Genomic DNA, 21,157 nt, shown 5'->3' with positions numbered 1-21,157 from the left:
GAGGCATCGGTGTCGCGATCGGAGCGAAGGTACCGGTCGGTAACCACCGGCGGTGGGGTGTGTGACGTAGTTAGCACGACGAGGGCGGGACGCCCGTGCCTCGCAGGCGTCGCTGGGCCCGGCGACCGAGCCGTACGCCGAGCGCGAGGCCGTGCTGGCCGAGCCGCGGGAAGGCGTCCACGACGCGCACCTGCGCACCCCGCCAGCGGGGCACCGCGGTGACCAGCCTCGGCCGGTCGAGCACCCGGCCGACGGCGGTGGCGACGTCCTCGACGGTCAGGAGGACGCCGGAGAAGGACAGCGCGGCCCCCGGGTCGTCGAGCTTGTCGTGCAGCATCGGCGTCCAGATGCCGTCCGGGCAGACGCAGCTGATGTCGATGCCCCGGATGCCGGCCAGCCGCAGGTCGGCCACCGTGCTGAGGCTGAAGCCGAGCACCGCGTGCTTGGACCCGGCGTAGACCCCCTCACCCGGCACGGCGACCAGGCCGGCCAGAGAGGCCACGTTGACCACGTGCCCGCCGGAGCCCTCGCGCATCCGGCCGATCGCGCTGACCGTGCCGTTCATGACGCCGATGGTGTTGACCTCGACCACGAGACGGCGCTGCTCGGGGGTCTGCTCCCACGCCGGACCGGTGACGATGACCCCGGCGTTGTTGACCCAGACGTCCAGGGAGCCCGTGCGCTCGACGGTGAGTGCCGCGGCGGCGTCGCAGGCGGCGGCGTCCCGGACGTCGAGGACCGACGCGAACGCGCCGCCCCCGATCCTCCCGGCGACCTCCGTGGCCGTGGCGAGGTCGACGTCGGTGACGTGCACGACGTGGCCCCGCTCGGCCAGCAGGGCGGCGATCCGGGCGCCGAGGCCGCGCCCGGCGCCGGTGACGAGGGCTCCCACCGGGTCAGTGCGCCGAGCCGGGGGCCGCGGGCTCGACGAGCTCGACGAGCACGCCGCCCGCGTCCTTGGGGTGGATGAAGTTGATCCGGCTGTCGGACGTGCCGCGCCGCGGGGCGTCGTACAGCAGGCGGACGCCGCGCTCGCGCAGGACGGCGGACACGGCCTCGACGTCGGTGACGCGGTAGGCGAGCTGCTGCATGCCCGGCCCGGAGCGGTCGAGGAACTTGGCGATCGTCGACTCCTCGGAGAGCGGCGCCAGGAGCTGGATGTGCGAGCCGGAGTCGCCGACCGCGACCATCGCCTCACGCACCCCCTGCTCCTCGTTGGTCTCCTCGTGGGCCACGTGCATCCCGAAGGTGTCGCGGTAGTAGGCGATCGCCACGTCGAGGTCGGGCACGGCGATGCCGACGTGGTCGATCGCGGTGAACAGGTGGTCGGGGAGGTCCAGGGGTGCGGTCATGGCCGACATCGTGGCAGGTGGGACGGGGCCCGCAACGTGATCCCCGCCACCCCGGACGCCGCGGGCGAGGGGCGGCGGTATCGTCACGAACGATCACGTCCCACAGATCTTGTCCACACCGCCTGGAGGCACCGCTCATGTCCACTTCTGTCATCGTCGCCGGGGCCCGCACCCCCATCGGTCGCCTCCTCGGTGGGCTCAAGGACCAGTCCGCCGCCGACCTCGGCGGGGTCGCCATCAAGGGTGCCCTCGACAAGGCGGGCGTCTCCGGCGAGCAGGTCGAGTACGTGATCATGGGCCAGGTCATCCAGGCCGGCACCGGCCAGATCACCGCCCGCCAGGCCGCGGTCAAGGGCGGCATCCCGATGGACGTCCCCGCCATCACCATCAACAAGGTCTGCCTGTCGGGCATCAACGCGATCGCGCTGGCCGACCAGCTCATCCGCGCCGGCGAGCACGAGATCGTGGTGGCCGGCGGCATGGAGTCGATGACCCGCGCCCCGCACCTGCTGCCCGGCTCGCGCTCCGGCTTCAAGTACGGCGACACCGCGCTCGTGGACTCGATGGCCTACGACGCCCTCTTCGACCAGTTCACCGACCAGGCGATGATCAACCTCACCGAGGGCTGCAACGCCGCCGGCGCGCACCTCACCCGCGAGGAGCAGGACGCGTTCTCCGCCCAGTCGCACCAGCGCGCGGCCGAGGCGTGGAAGAACGGCGTCTTCGACGACGAGGTCGTCCCGGTGACCATTCCGTCCCGCAAGGGCGACATCACCGTCAGCCAGGACGAGGGCATCCGCGGCGACACCACCGTCGAGTCCCTGTCGGGCCTGCGCCCGGTGTCCAAGGACGGCACCATCACCGCCGGGTCCGCCTCGCAGATCTCCGACGGCGCGTGCGCCGTGGTCGTGATGAGCAAGGCCAAGGCCGAGGAGCTCGGTCTCACCTGGCTCGCCGAGATCGGCGCGTCCGGCCAGGTCGCCGGTCCCGACTCGACCCTGCAGCTCCAGCCCGCCCGGGCCATCGAGAAGGCCGCGGCCAAGGAGGGCATCGCGGTGTCCGACATCGACCTGTTCGAGCTCAACGAGGCCTTCGCCGCGGTCGGCATCGAGTCGGCCCGCCAGCTCGGCGTCGGCGAGGACAGGGTCAACGTCAACGGCGGCGCCATCGCGCTCGGCCACCCGGTCGGCATGTCCGGTGCCCGGATCGTGCTGCACCTGGCCCTCGAGCTCCAGCGCCGTGGCGGCGGCACCGGTGCCGCCGCGCTGTGCGGCGGTGGTGGCCAGGGTGACGCCCTGATCATCCGGGTCCCGCAGGCGTGACCCCCGGCCCTGCCGGGCCGGGCTCGCCCGCGCCCGCCGCCCCGGCGCGGGGACGGCGTCGTGCGACGGCGCCCGTCCCCGAGCTGGTCGCCCGGGCCCGGGAGGGCGACGCCCGCGCGGTGGCCCGCCTCATCTCGCTGGTCGAGGACACCTCGCCCCTGCTGCGCGAGGTGATGGCCGGGCTCGCCCCGCACGCCGGGCACGCCCAGGTCGTCGGGATCACCGGCTCGCCGGGCGTCGGCAAGTCCACCTCCACGAACGCCCTCGTGGGCGAGCTGCGCCGCGCCGGCAAGCGGGTCGGCGTGCTCGCGGTCGACCCGTCGTCGCCGTTCTCCGGCGGCGCGCTGCTGGGGGACCGGGTCCGCATGCAGGACCACGCCACCGACCGCGACGTCTACATCCGCTCGATGGCCTCCCGCGGCCACCTCGGCGGGCTCGCCTGGACGACACCGCAGGCCCTGCGCGTCCTCGACGCCGCCGGTTGCGACGTGATCCTCGTCGAGACCGTGGGCGTGGGGCAGAGCGAGGTCGAGATCGCCGGTCTGGCCGACACCACCCTCGTGCTCCTCGCGCCGGGGATGGGCGACGGGATCCAGGCCGCCAAGGCGGGTATCCTGGAGATCGGCGACCTCTACGTCGTCAACAAGGCCGACCGCGACGGTGCCGACCAGGTCAAGCGCGACCTGCGCTCCATGCTGGCTCTCGCCGACCGCCCCGAGGGGGCCTGGAAGCCACCGATCGTGAGCACCGTGGCCGCCCGCGGGGAGGGCCTCGACGCCGTCGTGGCGGAGATCGACCGCCACCACGCCTGGCTGGAGGAGAGCGGTGAGCTGGCGCGGCGGCGTACGCGACGGGCCCGCGACGAGATCGAGGCGATCGCCGTCACCGCGCTGCGCGAGCGGTGGGGCGACGTGCACGGCCGCTCCGAGCTCGACGAGCTCGCGGCCGCCGTGGTGGCGGGGGAGTCGGACCCCTACACGGCCGCCGACACGCTGCTGGACGACATCAGCGGCTGAGGCCCGGCGCCGGGCTCACGGTCCCGTGGCCACCAGCGCGATGCTCGCCTCCGCGATCTGCTCCTGCGCGTCCGCACGGCTGATGGTCGGGGTGCCGTCCCCGGGCTGGTCGCCGTAGTCGCCGAAGAAGGCGTGGGTGGCTCCCTCGACGGCGACGAACGTCGCGGACGCGGGCAGGTCGGCCCGGCTGGCCTCGATGTCCGCGGGCGTGGCCAGGCCGTCGTTGGTGCCCGACACCGAGGCCACCGCCAGGTCGGTGCGGTCGGCCAGGGAGTCGAGGGGGTACGACGCCCACAGCAGCAGGCCGCCGACCTCGTCGGGATGGTCCTCGGCGTACACCGACGCGACCACCCCGCCGAGGCTGTGCCCGCCGACCGACCACTCCTCGACCTCGGGGTGGTCGTCGATGACGTCGCCCGGGGCGCCGATCGCGGTGAAGCCGATGGCCAGGGGCTGCTTGACCACGACGACCAGGACGCCGGCGGCGCTCACCCGGGTCAGCAGCGGCACGTAGGCGCGCGGATCCACGCGGGCGCCGGGCTGTAAGACCAGCCCGGTCCGTGGTGCCCCTGCGGTGGGGGTGAGCGTGATGCGGGTCGCGCTCGAGGTCACCCGCACCTCCGGGCTGCCGTCCATGGCGTCCAGGGCGGTGGGCGAGGCGGGGAAAGGGCGTAGCCAGAGCAGCGACCCCACGACGACCAGCGTCACGACGGCGGCAGCGACCCGGCCGAGCGCGCGCAGCCAGGGCCGACGCGGGCCGTCCCGGCGGCCGTCCCGTCGGCCACGCAGGGCGCGGACCACGACCAGCAGGCCGATGATGCCGACGAGCGTGGTGAGCACGGCGTACGCCGGGTGGCCGGCCAGGAGCACGCCGGCGCGCGTGGCCCAGATCCAGGCCGAGGCCCCGATCCAGCAGGCGCCCACCAGGACGGGCCACCACGGACGGGCGCCGGGAGCAACCTGCGGGGTTGTGTCGGTCATGCCCCATGGTCCCGCCCGACCGGAGGCAATTGCTCCATTCCGGTCACGCGCGAGCCCCCGCGCTCCTATCTTCGCCAGCATGAGGCACCTCCACACCGCGCTCGCCCTGGCCCTCGGCGGGCTGGTCCTGACCCTGGCTCCCGCCGCCGCGACCCCGGACGAGGCGCCCGCGAGCGACCCCGGCAGCCGCGTCGCGGCCCGTGCCGGCTCGCTCACCTACTCCCCGCAGTCGTACGTCGGGGGGCAGGCGCTCACGTTCAGCGGCAGCCTCGGCCGCAGCGGCGTCCGCCGGATCACCCTGCAGCAGCACATGAACCGGCCGGGGGACCGCTGGTTCGCGGTGCGCGGCTTCTCCGGCACCACCGCCGCCGACGGCAGCTTCTCCTTCTCGTTCCCCGCGCCCGCGATGGGCGGCATCCGCTTCCGCGTGGTGGGCAAGGGAGGCGTCGCGAGCCCGCCGGTGAGCCTCCGGGCCAAGGGCCAGGACCTCACCATGTGGGTCGTCGGCCAGGCCGTCGCCGGCCTGCCCTTCACGATCGCCGTGGACACCACGCCCAGCCTCGTCCGCCGCCCCGAGACGATCGGGCTGCCGGTCTTCGCCGGACGCACGCTCACGCTCCAGCGCCGGGTCGACGGCACCACGTGGGAGACCCTCGGCACCTCCACCGTCCAGGCCGACGGGATGGGGTGGTTCACGGGCGTGACCGCGGCGGCCGGCACGGTCGTCTACCGGGTGCGCCAGGAGGACGTCATGTCCGGGGCCAACCGGATCGGCTGGATGCAGACCTTCCCGACGTACGTCACCGTCCTCGATCCGGGCCAGGTGCTCAGGTCCTCGGCGCCCGTACACCGACCGGTCGCCATGCGCACGAGCGCCACACCCACCCCGCCGCCGGCCGCACGACGCGGGGCCGGCGCCGCGAGCACCACCGCGAGCAGCCGCTACGGCTGGTACCCCACGCTGTGGGACTACACGTGGGAGGCCGGGCAGTCGCTGACCAGCCCGCCCGACGTCGGCTCGGTGCGCACCGGCTGGTGGCAGGACTACTCCGACGGGGCGGGCCGGGTGAGCCGGCAGAACGGCGGGCTCTACCTCGACAGCCAGCGCAGCAACGCCGGCGGCCCCGGCGACTTCGGCACCACCCGCGCCACGCTGCGGGGAGCCGCCCAGGCCTACGGCCGGTGGGAGGCGCGGCTGCGCCTCAAGAGCGCCGAGGCGACGGCCACGGACTTCACCGTGCTGGTCGAGCTGGTGCCCGAGCGCCCCGAGGACTATGCGTGCGGACGGCGCAACATCGTCCTCGCGCAGGTCGCGGCGCACAGCAGCACGATGACCTTCGGTGCCCGGGCCGACACCGTGCAGTGGACCGGCACCCGGCGGATCCCGAGCCTGGTCCACACCTCGCCGGCCGTGGCCGTCGAGGTGGCGCGCGACCACATCACGTGGTTCTGGGACGGCCGCCCGATCGGGACCGTCAAGGGCGGCGAAGCGGTGTCCGACGTCCCGATGACGCTGCGCTTCAGCATGGTCGGCGCCCCGGGGGCCGAGCACAACCAGACCGGTGTCGTGTCGGACTGGCAGCGTGGGTTCGCCATCGACCGCGGCAAGCAGGTCCGCTCCGGCGCCGCGCTGCGACCGAGCGCGCTGACCGCCTGCGAGGCCTGACGCCTGCGCGCCTCCCTCGCGGCGGGCGCGAGGACTGGTAGGAAAGTCCGGTCCCCTGCCCGTCCGCACGAGGAGCTCCCCCCATGAACACCAAGAAGGTGATCCTCGCCCTGGTGATCGTCTTTCTCGGCTTCTGGATGTTCACCGACCCCAACGGGCTCGCCGACGCCGCGAGCGCCGGCGCGGAGCAGGCGTGGGTCCTGGCCCAGCAGCTGTTCACGGCGATCATCGACTTCGTGGGCGCCCTGACGTGACGCACCACCCGGCGCTGGACTGACGGATGATGCGCGGCGTCTTCGACCCCCACATCCGCCGGCACCTGCTGCGCGAGGAGGGGGAGGTCATCGTCGACGAGGTGCGCCACCACTGGATCGTCTACGTCGTCCCGACGCTGGAGGCCCTCCTCGGGCTGGCCCTGCTCGTCGCGGTGCCCTTCATCGACATGGACCTCGCGTGGTTCCCCTTCGCGCTCGCCTTCGGCCTCTGGGCGCACGCCGCGTGGCGTGCGCTGGGCGAGCACATGGACCGCTTCGTGATCACCAACATGCGCGTCTTCCGGGTGCACGGCGTGCTGTCGCAGCAGCTGGCGACCATGCCGCTCTCGCGCATCCTCGACATCACCGTCAAGAAGCCGCTGCACGGTCGCATCCTCGGTTTCGGCCACTTCGTCTTCGAGTCCGCCGCCCAGGAGCAGGGACTGCGCGACATCCGGTACGTCGGTCGCCCCGACGACCGCGACCTCTCCATCCAGCGTGTGGTCCAGCGCTCCGGCCTGCGCGGTCCGCGCGTGGCCAACTAGCGGGCGCCGTCCGTGGACGAGCGCCTCGACGAGCTCGTGCTGCGCGCGGTCGAGCTGGTGCCGCGGGGCCGCGTCGTCTCCTACGGCGACCTCGGCCACGTCGTGGGGATCGGCCCGCGCCGGGTGGGCTCGGTCCTGAGCCGCTACGGGGCCGGGGTGGCGTGGTGGCGGGTGACCAACGCCGCGGGTGACTTCCCGCCCGACCTGCTCCACGAGGCGGTGCCGCACTGGCTCGAGGAGGGGATCGCCCTCAAGCCCTCCGGACGGGGCTGCCGGATCGTCGACCACCGGGCCGACCTCGTCGAGCTCGAGCGTCGCTGGCGACGGGCGGTGGCGGACCTGATGGCGGACGTGGACCCGGACGGTGCGGAGGCGACGTACGACGAGTGAGCCGGATCACCCGATCCCGATGTGCACCACCGTGCAAGTTTGCTCTAGGGTGCAGGTATGCCGAGCTCGTGCGACCATCTCCCGGGGGGCGGACTGCGTGCCGCCAACAAGCAGCGCACGCGCGACGCCCTGAGCCGGGCCGCGATCGGGATCGTCTCCGCGGAGGGCATCGACGCCCTCACCGCCGATCGGATCGCCGCCGACGCGGGGGTCTCCCGCCGGACGCTGTTCAACTACTTCCCGCGGGTCGAGGACGTGCTGACCGCCTCCATCGAGGAGGTCACCACCGACACCCTGGCGGCCTTCGTCGCCCGTCCCGCGGACGAGCCGCTGCGCAGCTCGGTCGTCGCCGTGCTGGAGGGCCTGCTCGACGAGCCGGTCTTCGCCCAGGCGTGCCTGCTCGAGCGCGCGGCCGACGCCTCGCCGGCCACCCGCCGCTTCCTCCGGGAGTTCAGCGACGGCCAGGTCGACGCCTTCGAGCAGGGCCTGCGTGACCGCCTCGGACCCGACGCCGACCCGGTCTACGTCGCCACCCTGGCCGCGGCCAGCGTGGCGATCCTCGACCGGGTGACGCGCCTGCTCGTGCGCGAGATGCCGGACGCGGACCCCGACGACCCCGCGGTCTCGCGGAGGTTCCTCACCGTCATCCGTCAGTCCTTCGACCTCCTCTTCGCGGGCTTCGACGAGTCCGCGGCCCTGCGTCCGGGCACCCGCACCCCCACCGCTCCCCAGGAGAACTGACCGTGGCCTCCCTGCTCTACCGCCTCGGCAGCGCCGCCGCCCGGCGCCCGCTCGCCTTCGTGCTCGCCTGGGTCCTGGTGCTCGGCACCGTCGTCGGGGCGATGCTCTCGCTCCAGCGCCCGCTCACCAACGAGTTCGAGCTGCCGGACAGCGAGTTCGCCCAGGTGCTCGCCGACCTGGGGGAGCAGATCCCCGAGGTGGCGGGCGGCACGGGCACCGTGGTCCTGCACTCCGAGGACGGCTTCACCGGCGCCCAGCGCGACGCCATCGACGCGACGCTGGCCGACTGGGAGGACCTCCCGCACGTCACCGGCACGGTCGATCCCTTCGCCACGCAGGCCGAGCTCGACAGCAGCGACGCCGACCTGCGCGACGGTCGTCGGCAGCTCATCGACGGCCGCGAGGAGTACGAGAAGGGGGCCCGCCAGCTCGAGCAGCTGCGGTGGCTGATCGGCGAGGGCGAGCGCGACATCGCCCGGCTGCAGCGCACCAACCCCGACGACGCCACGCTGCCGGCCCGCATCGACGGGCAGGCCGAGCTGGAGGCCACCCTGGCCGACGGCGAGGCCCGGCTCGCCGACGCCCGCGAGCGGCTCGAGGACGGGGAGCAGCAGTACACCGACGGCGCCACCCTGCGCGGCCTCGGCGACGGCGTCCGCCTCGTCAGCGAGGACGGCACCACGGCCCTCGTCCAGGTGCGCTTCGACGCCAGCATGCAGGAGATCTCGCCGGACGACCTGGCGCTGGTGCCCGAGACGGGCGAGCAGCTCGCCGACGCCGGCGTCGAGGTGGACTACGGCCAGGAGCTGGTCTTCTCCACCGAGGTCGGTGGCATCGGCGAGGCCATCGGTGTCGGCGTCGCCACCGTCGTGCTGCTGGTGATGCTCGGGTCCCTGGTGATGGCCGGGATGCCGCTCGCCGTGGCCTTCACCGGCGTCGGCGTCAGTCTGCTCGGCGCGCTGGCGCTGACCCACTGGCTCGACCTCCAGCAGATGGCGCCCGTGCTGGGCGCCATGCTCGGCCTCGCGGTCGGCATCGACTACGCCCTGTTCATCGTCAACCGGCACCGGCGCCAGCTCGCGGACCTCGACCACGCGGGCACCGAGATCGACCGCGAGGACATCCGGCACAGCATCGGCCTGGCCACCGGCACGGCCGGCACCGCGGTCGTCGTGGCGGGCGCCACCGTGGTGATCGCCCTCGCGGCGCTGCTCGTGTCGGGCATCCCGGTCCTGGTGCAGATGGGTGTCCTCGCCGCCGCCACCGTGCTGGTGACGGTGCTCGTGGCCCTGACCCTGACGCCGGCCCTGCTCGCGCTGGCCGGTCGCCGCGCGATCCCGCGACGCAGGAAGAAGGACACGCCCCGCACGGACGGCTGGCCGGAGAAGTGGGTGGACGCCGTCACCCGCCGTGCTCCCGCCGCCGTGGTCGCCGTCGTGCTGCTCATGGGGGTGCTGGCGATCCCCGCCCTGTCGCTGCGCCTCGGCCTGCCCGACGGCGGGTCCGAGCCGCCCGACTCGACGGCCTACCAGGCCTACCAGCGGGTGGGGGAGGCCTTCGGCGCCGGCGCCAACGGCCCGATCGTGGTCTCCGCCGACGTGGAGGAGCCTCTCGCGCAGGCCGACGTCGTGGCCACCCAGGCCCGGATCGGCTCCGAGCTCGCCCAGGTGGAGGGCGTCCGCGACGTGCTCCCGATCGGGGTGAGCGAGGACCGCCGCACGCTCGCGTTCCAGGTCGTCTCCAGCGACGGCCCGTCCGCCGAGACCACGGTCGCGATCGTCGACGAGCTGCGCGGCTCGGTGACCGACGAGCTCGCGGCCGACGGCGTGGACGTCGGGGTCACGGGTGCGACCGTCGCCAACATCGAGGTCTCGCAGAAGCTCGCCGACGCGCTGCCGCTCTACCTCGTGCTCGTCATCGGCCTCTCCTTGCTGCTGCTCACCATCGTGTTCCGCTCGGTGCTCGTCCCGATCATCGCGACCGCGGGCTTCCTGCTCTCCGTCGTGGCCAGCTTCGGCGTGATCGTGGCGGTCTACCAGTGGGGCTGGCTCGGTGGCGTCTTCGACGTGCACGACCCGGGTGCGGTGCTGAGCTTCATGCCGACCCTGCTCATCGGCATCCTCTTCGGCCTGGCGATGGACTACCAGATGTTCCTGGTGTCCGGCATGCGCGAGTCCTACGTGCACGGCCAGGACGCCCGGCAGGCGGTGCGCAGCGGCTTCGTCTCCGGCGCCCGCGTCGTCGCCGCGGCGGCGCTCATCATGGTGTCGGTCTTCGCCGGCTTCGTGTGGTCGCACATGACGATGGCGCGCCCGATCGGCCTCGGGCTGGCGGTCGGCGTGCTGCTCGACGCCTTCCTCATCCGGATGACGCTCACGCCCGCCGTGATGTCCATGCTGGGCGACAAGGTCTGGTGGATGCCGGCCTGGCTGGACCGCGTCCTGCCGCACCTCGACGTCGAGGGATCGGCGCTCGTGGACAAGCAGCGGGCGCCCCGCCCGGTCGCCGACGACGAGCGCCATGACGTCGAGCAGGACGCCCTCGTCTAGCCTGCACACCATGTCCGCCCGGCACCTCGACTTCATCGACGAGGCCGCGCGCCAGTGGGGCAGGCGCTGGGACGGCGTGCCGGCCATGCACGCGGTCACCTCGCTGATGCGCGTGCAGCAGCTGGTGATCGGCCGGCTCGACGCGTTGCTCAGGCCGCACGGGCTGACGTTCGCCCGCTACGAGGCGCTGGTGCTGCTGACCTTCTCCTCGCGCGGCTCGCTCCCGCTGGGCAAGGTCGGGGAGCGGCTGCAGGTCCACCCCACCTCGGTGACGTCGATCGTGCGACGCCTCGAGGCGTCGGGGTTCGTCGTACGCCGCGACTCCCCGTCCGACGGGCGGGCCGTCCTCGCGGAGATCACCGACGAGGGCCGGGCCGTCGTCGAGCGGGCGACGGTCGACCTCACCTCGGCCGACTTCGGGCTCGGCGCGCTCGACGACGACGCGCTCACCCAGCTGTCCGAGCTGTTGCGACCGGTGCGTCGCGAGGCCGGCGACTTCTAGTCCGATCGACCGCGGAGGCCCTCCGGGTCGTGTTTCGCGCGAGATAGTAGGACGTCCTACTATTGCCGGTATGACCCAGGACACAGGCAGCCAGGAGACCGGATCGGCCCGCGAGCGCTGGCAGGCCGGCTACGACGGGGCCCGCACCCGCGACGTCGACTTCACGACGCTCAGCGGCGTGGAGGTCGACCCGGCCTACGGCACCGACGAGGGCGAGTGGCCCGGCCAGTTCCCCTACACGCGCGGCCTGTACCCCACCGGCTACCGCGGGCGCACCTGGACGATCCGGCAGTTCGCCGGCTTCGGCAACGCCCAGCAGACCAACGAGCGCTACAAGATGATCCTCGGTCGCGGCGGGGGCGGCCTCAGCGTCGCCTTCGACATGCCGACCCTCATGGGCCTCGACTCCGACGACCCGCGGTCGCTGGGCGAGGTCGGGCACTGCGGCGTGGCCATCGACTCGGCCGCCGACATGGAGACGCTCTTCGACGGCATCGACCTCGGCTCGGTGACCACCTCGATGACGATCAGCGGACCGGCCGTGCCGATCTTCTGCATGATGATCGTCGCCGCCGAGCGCGCAGGTGTCGACACCGGCACGCTCAACGGCACGCTGCAGACCGACATCTTCAAGGAGTACATCGCGCAGAAGGAGTGGCTCTTCACCCCCGAGCCGCACCTGCGCCTCATCGGCGACCTGATGGAGCACTGCGTCGAGCACATCCCGGCCTACAAGCCGCTCTCGGTCTCCGGCTACCACATCCGCGAGGCCGGGTCGACGGCCGCGCAGGAGCTCGCCTTCACGCTCGCCGACGGCTTCGGCTACGTCGAGCTGGGGCTGTCGCGGGGACTGGACGTCGACGTCTTCGCACCCGGCCTGTCGTTCTTCTTCGACGCCCACGTGGACTTCTTCGAGGAGATCGCCAAGTTCCGCGCGGCCCGCCGCATCTGGGCCCGCTGGCTGCGCGACGTCTACGGCGCGCAGACGGAGAAGGCGCAGTGGCTGCGCTTCCACACCCAGACGGCCGGCGTCTCGCTGACCGCCCAGCAGCCCTACAACAACGTGGTCCGTACCGGCATCGAGGCCCTCTCGGCCGTCCTCGGCGGCACCAACTCGTTGCACACCAACGCGCTCGACGAGACCCTCGCGCTGCCCAGCGAGCAGGCCGCCGAGATCGCCCTGCGCACCCAGCAGGTGATCATGGAGGAGACCGGCGTCGTCAACGTCGCCGACCCGCTCGGCGGCAGCTGGTACGTCGAGGCCCTCACCGACCGGATCGAGGCCGAGGCCAACGCGATCTTCGACAAGATCCTGGCCATGGGCGGCTCCACGCTGACCCACGACGACGTCGACGGCCTCGCCGCCGCGGCGCGCTCGGGCGACGACCCGATGACCAAGGGCCTGCTCCAGGGCATCGAGAGCGGCTGGTTCATGTCCGAGATCGCCGAGGCGGCCTTCCAGTACCAGGTCGCGCTGGAGAAGAAGGACAAGCGCATCGTGGGCGTCAACTGCCACGAGGAGTCGGTGACCCACGACCTGGAGATCCTGCGCGTCAGCCACGAGGTCGAGGTCGAGCAGGTCCGCCTGCTGGCCCAGCGTCGTACCGAGCGCGACGACGCTGCCGCGGCCGCCGCTGTCCAGCGGATGGTCGAGGTCGGGCGCACCGACGACAACATGATCCCGGCGATGCTCGATGCCTGCCGCGCCGAGGCGACGCTGGGCGAGATCTGCAACGCGCTCAAGGCGGAGTGGGGGGAGTACCGCGAGCCCGCGCGCTTCTAGCGGAGGAGCTCGGAGGAGTGCGTGGGGTCCCCGAGCTCGCGGTGGTGCTTCCGCACGGTGCCGAAGGTCCAGAGCTTGTTGAGCACGAAGCCCAGCGGGGTCACGACCGCGATCACGATGAGCTGGCCCCAGTAGAGCCGGCTGCGCAGGCCGCTGGAGTCGTCGAGCACCGAGGTCGGCAGGGCCAGCGGTGAGCCCGGGTGCAGCAGCACGGTGAGCAGGGCCAGGCCGACGGCCTGGCCGACCAGCCCGACGGCGAGGAACGGCCAGTACTCGCGCCACCAGCGCGAGTGCCCGGCGCTGCGGAAGGTCCAGCTGCGGTTGAGCTGGAAGTTCCAGAGGTTGGCGACGAGGAAGGCCACCGTGGAGTAGACGTGGTACCAGCGGACGTTGAACTCGCTGGCCGGGATCCCCACCAGGGCGTCCTCGAACGGAGGCCCGAGCCGCTTCACCGCCACCAGCACGAGCAGGTTGACGACCACCCCGCTGGCGCCCACCGCGGCGAACCGCCCGAGCAGCACGAGGTTGTGCCGGTGGCGCTCGAGGGTCCTCCCGAGAGCGGTCACGCGAGGAGGATATGCGGCTCGTGGGGTGCCCGTTCGACCAACCCCGAGGTTGTGTGGGGAGAATGGGCCCATGACGCAGCAGCCCTTCTCCCGTCCCGGTGCCATCGACCTCTCCGGCCTCCAGCGGTCGGCCTCCTCACCCCCCGCGGGTGCGGCACCGGCCACGGGCGCCGCGGGCGGCTCGTCGTACTCCGTCAGCGTCACGCAGGACAACTTCCAGCAGATGCTGCAGGAGTCCATGACGGCGCCCGTCGTGCTGGTCTTCCACAGCGCCACGCAGGCGCCGGGCAGCGACGCGTACGCCGCCGACGTGGCCGCGGTCGTCGAGGGCCAGGAGGGTCGGCTGCTCGCGGGCCTCGTCGACATCGACGCTGCCCCCGAGATCGCCCAGGCGATGCAGATCCCGCAGGTCCCGCTCATGCTCGTCGTGCTCGACGGCCGTCCGGTGACCCAGCCGATCCCCGGTGCGCTGTCGCGCGAGGAGCTCACCACGTTGTTCGCGCAGCTGGGCCAGCAGCTCACCGCCCAGGGCATCTCGGGCCGGCACCAGCCCCGCTCGGCCGCGCCCGCCGCCGGCGAGGACGACGAGCCGCAGGTCGACCCGCGGTACGCCGCGGCGCAGGACGCGCTGGGCGAGGGCGACATCGACCTGGCCGTCGCGGAGTACCAGAAGCTCGTCGACGCCAACCCGGCCGACACCGAGGCGGCCGCCGGCCTGGCGATGGCCAAGGTCCTGCAGCGCACCCAGGGCGCCGACCTGCACGCGGCCCGGGCCGCCGCGGCCGACGCGCCCGACGACGTCGACGCCCAGACCCTGGTCGCCGACCTCGACCTGCTCGGTGGTCATGTCGAGGACGCGTTCAACCGGCTCGTCGCGCTCGTCGCCCGGACCTCGGACGCCGACCGGACCAGGGCCCGCGACCACCTGCTCGGCCTCTTCGCGGCCGTGGGCAACGACGACGAGCGGGTGCTCGCCGGGCGTCGCAACCTGGCCTCCGCGCTCTTCTGAGGCTCGCCTCCTCGCCGGCCGGCTACAGCTCCCGGACCAGCCGGTCCAGCATCTCCAGGGTGTGGGCGTTCCAGTAGGCCCGGGTGTGACCGCCGTCGCCGCCGACCCACGGGTCGGGGGCGGCCGGGGCGGCTTCGGCGAGGGCGACCGCCCCATCGCGGAACGGGTCCCACTCCCCGCACCACAGGCCCCAGGGGATGTCGGCCAGCGCGTCGAGGTCGCGGAGTGCGGGGTCGTCGGGGCCGAGGGCCGGGCTGAAGAGGGCCAGCGCTGCCGCCCAGTCGGGCTCCTCCGCGACGAACCGCAGGGCGCCGTACGCTCCCCGCGACCAGCCCCACAGTGCTCGCCGGTCGGCGGCGTAGCCCCGCTGCCCGAGCCAGCGCGGGAGCTCGTCACGCAGCATCCGCTGGGGGTCGGCGTCCCCGCTCGGGATCCAGCCCGCGGGCCCGTCGTCGGTGCCGACCAGCACGAAGGGCGGTGTCCCGGCCTCGACGGCGGCGGTGACGAAGCGGCCGAGGCCGAAGCCCTGCAGCTGCGCCGCCGAGGCGCTGGAGCCGTGGAGCACCACGACGACCGGCAGGCCCGCGCCCTCGCCGTGACCGGCCGGCACCGCGGTGAAGAGGTCGAGGTCTCCCATCGCCTGCGACGTCACCCGCTCGACCCGGACCATGCCCTCGGGGGCGTCGGGCACGAACACCTCCGGCTCGATGCCGAGCCTGAGCTCGACGCGCTCGGTCAGGGACGGGGGAGCGAGCTGCCAGCCCAGTGCCCCGAGCCCGACCACGCCTCCGGCCGCGAGGAGGCCGCGGCGGCCGAGGCGGCGTCGTACGGGCTCCGGTGTCTGCTCCGGCTCGTGGACCATCAGTCGGTGCTGTCGGAGACGTCCACCACGAGGCGGGGAGGGTCGGGGAGCGCGAACACCCGGACGGGGGAGGGAGGGCCGTCGATCCCGGCGAGCACCTGCGTGTAGCCCTCGAACGTCCCGCCGACGTACACGTCGTCGACCTCGCCGCCGTCGTGCTCGAGTCGCTGGGGTCCGTCGTAGTAGCCGTCGGCCGGCCAGGTGGTGCCGGAGGCGTAGACGTCCAGGGTCGCGTCGCCGTCGAGGTCGACCGCCTCGCCGCTCCCGTCGAGCCGCGCCCTGTCGACCCAGCCCACCGACCAGCCGGGGACGCCCGTGCCCGTGAACTCCAGGACGATCCGGTCGAAGCCCTCGTGCCCGCCCACGCGCACGTCGGTGAGCACCAGGTCCCACTCGCCGGAGCTCTCCGCGAACTGCGTCGACGTGTCCGTGGGGAACGCCGGATCTCCGTCGGTCTCGTCCTCCGTGGGACTCGTCGTCGGCGTCGGTGTGGGGGCCTCCGTCGTGGGGCTCGGTGTCGTGGGCTCCGTCGTGGGGTCGCTCGTCGGGCTGTCGGCGGTGGGGTTCTGGGTGGCGGGCTGCTGCGTGGTGGAAGCGCTCGCCGTCCCGGCGTCGCTCGTGTCGTCGCTCCCCGTCCCGCACGCCCCCAGGAGCAGCGGGACGGTCACCGCGCCCAGCAGCGCGGTCGTGGCACGTCGCATCGTCGCCCCTCCCCGTCGGTGGGACCGATGGTAGGCGCGTGCCGTCACGCGACCGCGCTCCCTCAACGGCGCGGCACGGTCTGCTCCTCCCGGGACCCGGTCACGACCTGTCCGTCGATCAGCAGCTCCGAGGTGTACTCCTCGAGGCCCGCGGGGATCTCGAAGGGGGCGTATCCGGCTCCGTCGACGTCGTAGACACGCAGGTTCGTGGTGTCGTCGCCGGCCGTGATCCGCACCGTGTCCACGTCGGGGTGGACGGCATAGACCCACACGAACGAGTCCCCGACCTCTACTCCGGAGTCGGTGAACAGCGCCGGGTCCTCGAGGTAGCGCGACGTGTCGATGACGGCACCTCCGCAGTCGCGCTCGACGTGCTCGCCGTACTCGTAGCCCGACGTGTTCCACTCGCTGCCGAGCAGGTTCTCCCGCTCCTCGACCAGCTCCACTCCGGTCACCGGTCGCCCGCACGCATCGGTCCGGTCCGACTCGACGAGCAGGTAGCTGCTGCCGTCCACGGAACCGGTCATCACGATCCGCTCGGGGGCGATCGTGTCGACGTACTCGGGCCCCTGTTGCACGAATGCCCCCGCCGCCAGGGCCACGGGGACCGCGAGCGCGGCCACACCGAGGGCGACGCGTCGACCGCGGCGTGACGGCCGTGCAGGGGCTCGCGTGGGTGGGGTCGCGAGGGCGTCCTCGGTGAGAGCGTCGGCCACCGTGCGCAGGCTGCTGCGGAGGCGCTGCTCGAGGTCCTGGTCGTCGTGGGTGGCGTTCATGCGAGGGCCTTCCGGAGCTTGTCGAGGGCGCGGCGGTGGTCGGAGCGCACCGTCGCCGGGGGACGGTCGAGGACGGCTGCGACCTCGGTCAGGGGCAGGTCCTCGTAGTAGTGGAGGACGACGACGGCGCGCTGGACCCACGACAACCGCCCGATGTGGGCCCAGGTCTCGTCGACCTCGGGCGGAAGCACGACCGGTGGTCGCTCGGACGGCCTCGACAGGAGGCGGAGCCGGCGGCGCTGGCCGTCCTTGACGGCGTTGACCACGGCCCGCTTGAGGTACGGCAGTGGTTTCTCGATCTGGTCCCAGCGCTCGTGCGCCGAGGTGAACACCGACTGGACGACGTCCTCGCTGACGTCGTGCGATCCGGACATCAGGTACGCCAGCCGCAGGAGGGGCAGCCGGTGCTCCTGGTACGCCTCGTCGAATCCCAAGGTGGGCCCGTGCCTGTCCGTCGTCGTCACACCCCTTCTGTCGTCCCGGGAGCCCGCGGCGTTGCACGTCACGCGGAACTTCTCCGCAACGGGTCCCAGCCGTTGGTCGAGGATGGTCCCATACGGTGCCCGCGCGACGACCGGGAGAGCGCGGACGTCCGGCTCGAGAGACGACGGGCCTGTGGATCCAGCACTGCCCGACACTTCGAACACTTGTACGATAGGGGTGCCGCGTCCGGCACGACTGGTGGGCGATGGTCTGCTCCTCGAACACGACCCCCATTGGTTGTGGCCGGCCCCAGTGCGCACCCGGGTGAAGCCCCGGGACTCTCTCCCCGACGCGGGTGTCGGGGGTGGATCTCCTCGATGGGGTGGCGCGGTGTCGACAGCTCGTGACGAGTCGGACGGCGACTGGTGTGCCCCGGGCGTTCCGGTGCCGCCGTTGCCGGTGCTCACCGACGCGCTGTCGTCGGTGGACGCGGGCCTCGATGCCCTGGCCGGGGTCGCGATCGAGTCGCTCGGTGATGACGACGTGACCCGTCTGCTGGACCACGCCACCCGCCTCGCCGCGCGCGTCGCCGGCCTCACCGCCACGGCGGTGGGGGAGGCCGATCGTCGGGCTCTCGGCGATGTCACCGGGGCCCGGCACACCGGCGCCTGGTGGGCGCAGCGCACCCGGCTCACTCGCCCCGAGGCCGGCCGGACCGCCCGTCTCGGCCGCCAGCTCAGCGACGACCTGCACCGACCCGTGCGGGACGCCCTGACCGCCGGGACCCTGCATGCCGAGCAGGCGGCTGTGATCGTGGCCGCCGTCGAGGCAATTCCCAGCCGTCCGCAGGACCTGCCCACTGGCGCCCCGGCCCCTGCTGAGCTGAAGGCGCAGGCCCGCGACCACCTGCTGTTGCTCGCCGGCGACCATGACGCCCACGCCCTCAAGGTCCTCGGTCGCCGGGTGCTGGACCTCATCGCTCCGGAGGTCGGTGAGCACGCCGAGGCCGCCGCGCTGGCCCGCGAGGAGGCCGCTGCGGCCCGCAAGGTCCACCTCTCCCTCCGCGACGACGGTCGAGGGTCGGTCCACGGTCGCTTCACCCTGCCCGTCGCTGCAGGCCAGGCACTTCGCAAGCAGCTCCTGGCCCTGGCCAACCCCGTTCGGCAGCAGCCCACCGCCGGTGGTGGCTCCGGTGCTGGCGCGGACCCGTCCGGCGGGTCGGACACCGAGCGTCAGCCGCTCGGGACGCGCCTCGGCTGGGCCCTGGTGGAATGGATCGAGACCTATCCTGCCGCGGCCCTGCCCACTTGCGGCGGCACGAACGCCGCCATCGTCGTCACGATGCCGTTCGAGACCCTCCTCGGAGGTCTGGCCGCCGCGTCGCTGGACACCGGCACCCGCATCAGTGCCGGAGAGGCCCGCCGCCTGGCCTGCGAGGCCGGCATCATCCCCGCCGTCCTCGGCGGCGCCTCCCAGGTCCTCGACCTCGGGCGGACCTCCCGCTACCACAACCACGCGCAACGGATCGCGATCGCGCTCCAGGACGGCGGGTGCACCGCCGAGGGGTGTGACCTCCCGCCGAGTGCCTGCCACGTCCACCACGAGACCCCCTGGTCCCAGGGCGGTCACACGAACACTCGCGACGCTCGTCTGTTGTGCCACCGCCACCACCGCGTCATCCACGACCCTCACTACGACACCACCCGGCTCCCCGACGGCAGTGTCCGCTTCCACAGGAGGACGTAGGAGGAGCGCGGTATCGGCGGATGTCTTCGGGCGTCCCACGAGCACGGGCACGCGCTCGACAGCCCGGTCGGCCCGGTCGGCCCGGTCGTGTAGCGACGCCTGAACGGACGGCTCAGGAGAGCGCGGCGACGACGGCGCGCACGGCGGGGGAGTCGCTCATCGACGCACGGTGCAGGACCATCAGCTCGCGCGTGGGCGTGGGGCGGTGTGCGGCGACGGCGACGACGTCCGCGCCCAGCGGCGAGCGTCCGAGCCGGGGGACGAGCGCGATGCCGAGCCCGGCGGCGACGAGCGCGAGGTGGCTGTCGAACTCCGCGGCGACGTGGGCGATCCGAGGCAGCCGGCCGGTGCCGTCGTACATCCGGCGCAGCCACTGCCGGCAGATCGTGCCGTCGGGGGTGGCGATCCAGGCCTCGTCGACGAGGTCGCGGGGCGAGACGCGGGCGCGGTCGGCGAGCCGGTGGCCGGCCGGCACGATGACGTCCGCGACGTCGCGACCCACCGCCGAGGCCACCACGTGGTCGGGGATCTCCAGCGGCACGTCGCCCCAGCTGTGCACGACCCCCAGGTCCACCTGCCCTGAGGCCACCAGGTCGATCGTCTCCCAGGGCTCGTGCTCGGCCAGCGTGAGCCCGAGATCGGGATGGGCATCGAGGAGGGCGCGCACCGACGGTGCCACGCGGCCGCGCATCGCCGTGGAGAACGCCGCCACCCGCAGGTGCCCGGCCACCCGGTCGGCGTCGCGGTGCAGCGACGACTCGAGCCCCTCGAGGTCCGTGAGCAGGCGGCCTCCGGCCTCGACCAGGTGCCGTCCGGGACCGGTGAGCATCACGCCCCGACCGACCCGCTCCAGCAGGGGTACGCCGGCCTGCCGCTCGAGGCGCTTCACCTGCTGCGACACGGCGCTGGGCGTGTAGCCGAGGGCGTCGGCGGCGGCGACCACGGAGCCGTGGGTGTCGACCGCCCGGAGCGAGAGGAGCGCGGCGAGATCGATCATGCAGTGATGCTACAAGGTCGTGCGCATATTCATTTGCTGGTGCTTCATCGTCATGGCGTCCAGACTGGGTCACGTGAACCTCCGCGACTCGTTCCTCGCAGCCCTGGTCGCCACGATCTGGGGCTTCAACTTCGTCGTCATCGACTGGGGGATGGAGGGCGTGCCGCCGCTGCTCTTCGCGGCGGTGCGGTTCACGGCGGTGCTCCTGCCGGCCGTCTTCCTCGTCCGCCGCCCCGACGCGCCGCGGCGGGTCATCCTCGGGGTGGGCGCCTTCATGTCGCTGGGACAGTTCGGCTTCCTCTACGTGTCGATGGCTGCCGGCATGCCGCCCGGTCTGGCTGCCCTCGTGCTGCAGGCGCAGGTCGTCCTCACCATCGTCATCGCGGCCGGCGTGCTCCGCGAGGTGCCCACGACCTCGCAGGTCGCGGGGGTGGCGCTCGGCACCCTCGGCCTCGTCGTCGTCGGTGCCGGGAGGGGTGGCGACGTCCCGCTCGTCGCGCTCGTGCTGTGCCTGCTGGCTGCACTGTCCTGGGCCTGCGGCAACGTGATCGCGCGGGCCGCGGGCGTGTCCGGCGGGCTGTCACTCACGGTGTGGTCCGCCCTGGTCGTCCCGGTGCCGCTGCTGGGGCTCTCGCTGCTGGTGGACGGGCCGGAGGTGGTCGGGGCGGCGCTCGCCGACTTCTCCTGGCAGGCCGGGGTGTCGACGCTGTACACCGCCGCGCTGGCGTCCCTGGTGGGCTACGGGATCTTCACCGGGCTGCTCGCGCGCTGGCCGTCCGGCGCGGTGGTCCCGTGGGTCCTGCTCGCCCCGGTCGTCGCCATGGTGTCGGCCTGGGTGCTGCTCGGCCAGGCCCCCAACGCCGCCGAGACCGGCGGCGGCGTGCTCCTGCTCGTCGGCGCGCTCGTCGCCCTGCGCCCCCGTCGTGCGGAGCGACCCGTCCGCGACGAGCCGCCCGTGCTGACCGCGGCGCCCTGA

General features: G+C 73.2%; 22 protein-coding genes. 13 read left to right on the top strand and 9 right to left on the bottom strand.

From position 1 onward, the window contains the following. Positions 1-70 precede the first annotated feature (70 nt). Both ASG88_RS15995 and mce read right to left on the bottom strand, forming a co-directional pair. Entirely contained in the window at positions 71-892 is an 822-nt protein-coding gene (locus ASG88_RS15995) for an SDR family oxidoreductase (RefSeq protein ID WP_056888435.1), read from the bottom strand. A gap of 4 nt (positions 893-896) precedes the next feature. Continuing rightward, positions 897-1,352, bottom strand: a complete 456-nt coding sequence (gene mce, locus ASG88_RS15990; protein ID WP_082600560.1) for a methylmalonyl-CoA epimerase — start codon at positions 1,350-1,352, stop codon at positions 897-899. A gap of 137 nt (positions 1,353-1,489) precedes the next feature. Between mce and ASG88_RS15985 the strand changes: the two genes are divergently transcribed. Both ASG88_RS15985 and meaB read left to right on the top strand, forming a co-directional pair. Continuing rightward, a complete protein-coding gene (locus ASG88_RS15985) occupies positions 1,490-2,674 on the top strand; it encodes an acetyl-CoA C-acetyltransferase (RefSeq protein WP_056888433.1) in 1,185 nt (394 codons plus the stop codon). Positions 2,675-2,757: 83 nt separating this feature from the next. Continuing rightward, positions 2,758-3,690, top strand: a complete 933-nt coding sequence (gene meaB / locus ASG88_RS15980) for a methylmalonyl Co-A mutase-associated GTPase MeaB (RefSeq protein WP_056888627.1) — start codon at positions 2,758-2,760, stop codon at positions 3,688-3,690. Positions 3,691-3,705: 15 nt separating this feature from the next. On the opposite strand, the gene ASG88_RS15975 is transcribed toward meaB, so the two are convergent. Beyond that, the gene (locus ASG88_RS15975; RefSeq protein WP_056888432.1) at positions 3,706-4,671 is read right to left on the bottom strand and encodes an alpha/beta hydrolase; all 966 of its coding nucleotides are present in this window, start codon (positions 4,669-4,671) and stop codon (positions 3,706-3,708) included. A 79-nt stretch (positions 4,672-4,750) separates the two neighbouring features. Between ASG88_RS15975 and ASG88_RS15970 the strand changes: the two genes are divergently transcribed. From ASG88_RS15970 to ASG88_RS15940, 8 genes are all read left to right on the top strand, one after another. Next, positions 4,751-6,337, top strand: coding sequence for a hypothetical protein (locus ASG88_RS15970; protein ID WP_056888431.1), 1,587 nt, complete (start codon positions 4,751-4,753; stop codon positions 6,335-6,337). An 83-nt stretch (positions 6,338-6,420) separates the two neighbouring features. Beyond that, the gene (locus ASG88_RS23135) at positions 6,421-6,591 is read left to right on the top strand and encodes a hypothetical protein (RefSeq protein WP_157559777.1); all 171 of its coding nucleotides are present in this window, start codon (positions 6,421-6,423) and stop codon (positions 6,589-6,591) included. Positions 6,592-6,617: 26 nt separating this feature from the next. Continuing rightward, positions 6,618-7,136 carry a PH domain-containing protein gene (locus ASG88_RS15965; protein WP_056888430.1) on the top strand — a complete coding sequence of 173 codons (519 nt, stop codon included), beginning with the start codon at positions 6,618-6,620 and terminating at the stop codon, positions 7,134-7,136. A 12-nt stretch (positions 7,137-7,148) separates the two neighbouring features. Beyond that, on the top strand, positions 7,149-7,526 hold the full coding sequence (locus ASG88_RS15960) for an MGMT family protein (RefSeq protein ID WP_056888429.1): 378 nt from the start codon (positions 7,149-7,151) through the stop codon (positions 7,524-7,526). 57 nt (positions 7,527-7,583) lie between these two features. After that, positions 7,584-8,267 (top strand): TetR/AcrR family transcriptional regulator, encoded by a 684-nt coding sequence (locus ASG88_RS15955; RefSeq protein ID WP_056888428.1) that lies wholly within the window; start codon positions 7,584-7,586, stop codon positions 8,265-8,267. A 2-nt stretch (positions 8,268-8,269) separates the two neighbouring features. After that, entirely contained in the window at positions 8,270-10,816 is a 2,547-nt protein-coding gene (locus ASG88_RS15950; protein ID WP_082600554.1) for an MMPL family transporter, read from the top strand. Positions 10,817-10,826: 10 nt separating this feature from the next. After that, positions 10,827-11,318, top strand: coding sequence for a MarR family winged helix-turn-helix transcriptional regulator (locus ASG88_RS15945; RefSeq protein WP_056888427.1), 492 nt, complete (start codon positions 10,827-10,829; stop codon positions 11,316-11,318). A gap of 70 nt (positions 11,319-11,388) precedes the next feature. Then, complete coding sequence (locus tag ASG88_RS15940; protein WP_056888426.1) at positions 11,389-13,101, top strand: methylmalonyl-CoA mutase; 1,713 nt, start codon at positions 11,389-11,391, stop codon at positions 13,099-13,101. Here the strand turns inward: ASG88_RS15940 and ASG88_RS15935 are convergent. Then, positions 13,098-13,667, bottom strand: a complete 570-nt coding sequence (locus ASG88_RS15935; protein WP_056888425.1) for a GtrA family protein — start codon at positions 13,665-13,667, stop codon at positions 13,098-13,100. The genes ASG88_RS15940 and ASG88_RS15935 overlap by 4 nt on opposite strands. Before the next feature lie 70 nt (positions 13,668-13,737). On the opposite strand from ASG88_RS15935, the gene ASG88_RS15930 reads away from it, so the two are divergent. Then, entirely contained in the window at positions 13,738-14,676 is a 939-nt protein-coding gene (locus ASG88_RS15930) for a co-chaperone YbbN (protein WP_056888424.1), read from the top strand. A 22-nt stretch (positions 14,677-14,698) separates the two neighbouring features. On the opposite strand, the gene ASG88_RS15925 is transcribed toward ASG88_RS15930, so the two are convergent. From ASG88_RS15925 to ASG88_RS15910, 4 genes are all read right to left on the bottom strand, one after another. After that, positions 14,699-15,538 (bottom strand): alpha/beta hydrolase, encoded by an 840-nt coding sequence (locus ASG88_RS15925; RefSeq protein WP_056888423.1) that lies wholly within the window; start codon positions 15,536-15,538, stop codon positions 14,699-14,701. Beyond that, the gene (locus ASG88_RS15920) at positions 15,538-16,239 is read right to left on the bottom strand and encodes a hypothetical protein (protein WP_056888422.1); all 702 of its coding nucleotides are present in this window, start codon (positions 16,237-16,239) and stop codon (positions 15,538-15,540) included. The genes ASG88_RS15925 and ASG88_RS15920 overlap by 1 nt, the downstream gene beginning before the upstream one ends. A gap of 62 nt (positions 16,240-16,301) precedes the next feature. Next, positions 16,302-17,015 (bottom strand): hypothetical protein, encoded by a 714-nt coding sequence (locus tag ASG88_RS15915; protein WP_056888421.1) that lies wholly within the window; start codon positions 17,013-17,015, stop codon positions 16,302-16,304. Then, positions 17,012-17,449 carry a sigma factor-like helix-turn-helix DNA-binding protein gene (locus tag ASG88_RS15910; protein WP_157559776.1) on the bottom strand — a complete coding sequence of 146 codons (438 nt, stop codon included), beginning with the start codon at positions 17,447-17,449 and terminating at the stop codon, positions 17,012-17,014. Before ASG88_RS15910 ends, ASG88_RS15915 begins: the two co-directional genes overlap by 4 nt. A 379-nt stretch (positions 17,450-17,828) precedes the next feature. Here ASG88_RS15910 and ASG88_RS15905 point away from each other — a divergent pair, with 379 nt between their 5' ends. Continuing rightward, positions 17,829-19,184, top strand: coding sequence for an HNH endonuclease signature motif containing protein (locus ASG88_RS15905; RefSeq protein WP_162259858.1), 1,356 nt, complete (start codon positions 17,829-17,831; stop codon positions 19,182-19,184). A 112-nt stretch (positions 19,185-19,296) separates the two neighbouring features. Here ASG88_RS15905 and ASG88_RS15900 read toward each other — a convergent pair whose 3' ends face one another. Further along, the gene (locus ASG88_RS15900; RefSeq protein ID WP_056888418.1) at positions 19,297-20,181 is read right to left on the bottom strand and encodes a LysR family transcriptional regulator; all 885 of its coding nucleotides are present in this window, start codon (positions 20,179-20,181) and stop codon (positions 19,297-19,299) included. A gap of 73 nt (positions 20,182-20,254) precedes the next feature. Between ASG88_RS15900 and ASG88_RS15895 the strand changes: the two genes are divergently transcribed. After that, positions 20,255-21,157 carry an EamA family transporter gene (locus ASG88_RS15895; RefSeq protein ID WP_157559775.1) on the top strand — a complete coding sequence of 301 codons (903 nt, stop codon included), beginning with the start codon at positions 20,255-20,257 and terminating at the stop codon, positions 21,155-21,157.

Source organism: Nocardioides sp. Soil777, from assembly GCF_001428425.1.
Taxonomy (GTDB): domain Bacteria; phylum Actinomycetota; class Actinomycetes; order Propionibacteriales; family Nocardioidaceae; genus Nocardioides; species Nocardioides terrigena.
This window is presented reverse-complemented; position numbering and strand designations above follow the sequence as displayed.